Source organism: Capnocytophaga sp. oral taxon 380 str. F0488, assembly GCF_000318255.2.
GTDB classification, from domain to species: Bacteria; Bacteroidota; Bacteroidia; order Flavobacteriales; family Flavobacteriaceae; genus Capnocytophaga; species Capnocytophaga ochracea.
Map to the genome: position 1 here is coordinate 11,179 of NZ_KB291180.1, position 3,652 is coordinate 14,830.

A 3,652-nucleotide genomic window follows, 5' to 3' on the forward strand; every position below is an offset into this window, starting at 1 on the left:
ACGATTGGTATAGGAAGGGTGTATAAGTGGTTGATAAATAGTATAATACAGTGATGCGAAAAATGGTAAAAACGGGGTTTCGAGGCGAAAGAAAAAGGAATAGGCGCCAGGTCTTAGGTCATAGGCACTAGGAGGGAGTATGACGGAAAATCAAAGGAAACATCCCCCTTATCACATACTCCGCTCTCGCGGTGCACATACCCAGCTGTCGCTGGCTACCTCAATGAGGGGGAATGTAGCGACAGTAAAGGGGAATTAGTGACGGGAAAGATAAAGGAGAGGTGGTGGAAAGGTGTTTTTTACTGGAATTTTACAAAAAAGTCGTACAGGTTATCGGTTTCGGAAAGGTTGAGTTTCTTGCGGATACGGTAACGGGCAGTTTCAACCCCACGAATGGATACACCTTGCATAGTGGCGATTTCTTTGGTGGTGTAATTAAGCCTTATCAGTACGCAAATACGCAAATCGGTGGTGGTGAGTGAAGGGAAACGCTCTTTGAGATTCTTGAAGAAGTTCTTGTGAATCATATCGAAGTTTTCCTGGAATACTGCCCATTGGTCTTCTTCTGAGATATTCTCGCGGATATGTTGCAAGATAAGATGACTTTTGGCTTTACTTACTTTCTGATTGTCCATTAGTTGTTCGAGCTCTACTATGAGGTTGGTAAGGAACTCGTCGCGCCTGATGTTTAGCATAGTGGCTTCGGCAAGAGCCTTACTCTTGTACTCTAACTGGTTGGCGAGCATTTGGTTTTGGAGTTTAGTTACTTCTTGTTCGCGTGACTCGAGCAGGCGTTGGCGACGTATTCTTTCACGCAAGAAGGAACGCTCTTTTTTCTTCATTTTATAACGGAAGTAGATAGCTGTTGCTACGATACTTACCCCGATGAAGCTGACGAAATACAATATATAAGCCCAAAGGCTTTTATACCAAGGGGTGGTGATTTGAAACGGGAGGGAATAGAGGGAGAGCTCTTTGTTTAGTTCGTTGAGCACTTTTACCTTGAGCCTGTATTTACCAGGGGGGAGATTTTGATAGCTGATGCTAAAATCGGGGTCGGCTTGCGTCCACCGCTTGTCATACCCTTCTAAGACGTACCACAGTTGGTAATGTTCTTTACTAAAATTGGGATACTGAAATTGGAACACCAAATTGTTTTTGGCGTAAGGGAAAGAAGGATTGGCGGTAATTTCTTCCAAAAGATATTGGTCGGTATTGCGGTCGTAGGAGCGGAGGCTTTTTAGGCTGAGATTATAGGGGTAGGTGGTTTGAGGGGCATTATCGGTATAACGGGCGATACTACCGTCTAAACAAAAGAAAGAAGCACCATCGGAAGATACGAATACTGAGGCGCGGTCTTCGGTGGTGGGGTGTTGGAGCTCATCGAAAGCAATCTTTTCGGTTATTTTGTATTGACCATCGGCAAAGGAAACTAAAAAGTAATCGGTGGCAGTGATAAACCAGAACCGATTATCGTTTACGGGTACTATATTGCGGGTTTTGGTGAGCTGAGGGAGTTGTTCATTGAGGATAGTATAAGGTACAATTTCTTCTTTATCTTCGTTGTAGTAGTAGAATTGAGAGCCGTCGGCAAAGACTACTTTTCCGCGTATTTTGAGGAGGCGAAGGGCTTCTTTGGTTTTAGGTTTACTGAACACTACTTTGTGTTTCACCTTTTTTAGGTCTTCGGTAAGTGAAAGTTTGCAGACGCCTTTATAGATGTGATTTGTCCAGATGTTGCCCATAGGGTCTATTTCGATACGATAAGTAAGGTCGAAGAAGCCATCGACGATATGTGAGGGTTCCCACCTGCCAGCTTTATTTCTCTTGTAAATAGTAAGTACAGAATACGAAGAGCCGACGAGCACCTCCTGACCGTGAATCGTTCCCTTCTTTAAATCCATACCTCCGACGCCTACATTGCTGAGGGGACGTAATTGGTCACCTACGAGTTCGGAGACACCTTTGTTATGTCCTACAAATAACTGGTGGTCGAACTGCTTTACGAACCACACTTGGCTTGAGAAGTTGGGCAGTTTGTTGAGTTTCCCGTTAGTAAGGGAAAAGACTCCTTTATTAGAGGCTAAGTAATAAGAGTTGCCTTGCTCAGCCATATCGCTGATGAGCTCTACATCGCCATTTAAATTTAAGAAGCGGAGTTTGCTAGGGATTTCAATCATAGCAATACCGTTGTCTAAGGCTACCCAGAGGTTGTGCTGGATATCTTCATAAAGTCCGAGTACGGTGTTATTGTTCAGTCCGTTTTTCTTATGGATATGCCACAGGAGTTTACCTGTACTGACATTGATAGCATACAAACCTTCGGAAAGGCTTCCTAAGATGAGGTTACCTTCATCGGTAATGAGCGCACGGTTCAGCCTAATGGAGGGTAATAGGGTGTCGATATCGGTAGTGAACTTGCGCAACTGGTCGGTTTGCGGGTTGAAAAAGAACAAGCCGTTCTTGTCGGTTACCAGAAGGAGTTCTTTTTGATAGGGGATAGTAGCGATTACCAATCCTCCTAAGCTGTTAGTAGAGAGTTTTGGGTGGAGGCGATGCTGAGGGTCGATGGTATAAAAGTCGGCATTTACGCCTTGCATATAGAGGGTATTGCCGTCGGAGAACATTGCAAAAGGGGCGGGTTTAGGATTGAAAGCGCGTACTTGCTTGCCGTCGAACACAAAATAGGAGGAGAAAGTTTGGAAGTAAATTTTATCTTGATGCTTGAATATGCGCCAGACTTCATCGTTGTGAAAGCGGTAATCTTTGAGTTGGTCTTTTAGAGAAGTGTAGACCAATTGGTTTTGAGCATTGCGCTGGAAGTAGCCAAACTCTTCGAAAGAGCCTACATAGACGCGCAGTTTGGGATCGTTATTATCGGCAAGAACAGAGCGGGCTATTTTTTTCTGGGGCAGATAGTGGAGTTGCCATACCTGTCCGTCGAAAGTAAGTAGCCCTTGGTTATTAGCCACGTAGAGGACGCCCGTTTTGCATTGGCTTATTTGCCAATTTTGCAAGCCTGCCTTGTATTGAGTTTGAGAGTAGTTATAGATAGGTGGGACAAAGGGCAAGTCCTGATTTTGGGCTGTTGTGGTGGGGAAATGCCCCAAAAGAATGATAAGTAAGATGATGAAGTGCTTCATATCTATCGCACAATAGTGAGCGACAAAGGTACGAAAAAAAATTAAATAATGTGCATTGGATAGGTAAAAGATAAAAGGTAAAAGGTAAAAGGTAAAAGATAAAAGATAAAAGGTAAAAGGTAAAACCAGCGAGGGCTCAGCTGGGTATGTGAATAAAAGGGAAAAGGGAAAAGTAGTGATAGCTATTAGGGTGAAAGACAAGGTTTGTCAGGAGGTAGAGCGAAGGTAAGATAAAGGTAGGGTGAACGATGAGTGGGTCTACAGTGGGTCTACAGTGGGTCTACAGGGGGTCTACAGTGGGTCTACAGTGGGTCTACAGTGGGTCTACAGTTGGTCTACAGTGGGTCTACAGTGGGTCTACAGTGGCTCTACAATGATGATTAATCAAATTATAATCGAAGATTAATTGAGTTTATAGTGCTACTATCTGCTAATATCATTGGCAACTGGTTAGATTTGTCGGACATAAAATAACTAACGTGAGTCCGATGTAAGAAAAGTGTAGCTTA

Annotated in this window: 1 protein-coding gene; it reads right to left on the reverse strand. The window is 43.7% G+C overall.

What is annotated here, in order from left to right; genetic code table 11:
• Window positions 1-299: 299 nt before the first annotated feature.
• Window positions 300-3,143, reverse strand: a complete 2,844-nt coding sequence (locus tag HMPREF9078_RS01975; RefSeq protein ID WP_009419044.1) for a triple tyrosine motif-containing protein — start codon at window positions 3,141-3,143, stop codon at window positions 300-302.
• Between the last annotated feature and the right edge of the window lie 509 nt (window positions 3,144-3,652).

What these genes read in the sequence shown, in the direction of transcription:
- HMPREF9078_RS01975 (WP_009419044.1), bottom strand. Translation starts at nt 3,143, where the DNA reads ATGAAGCACTTCATCATCTTACTTATCATTCTTTTGGGGCATTTCCCC.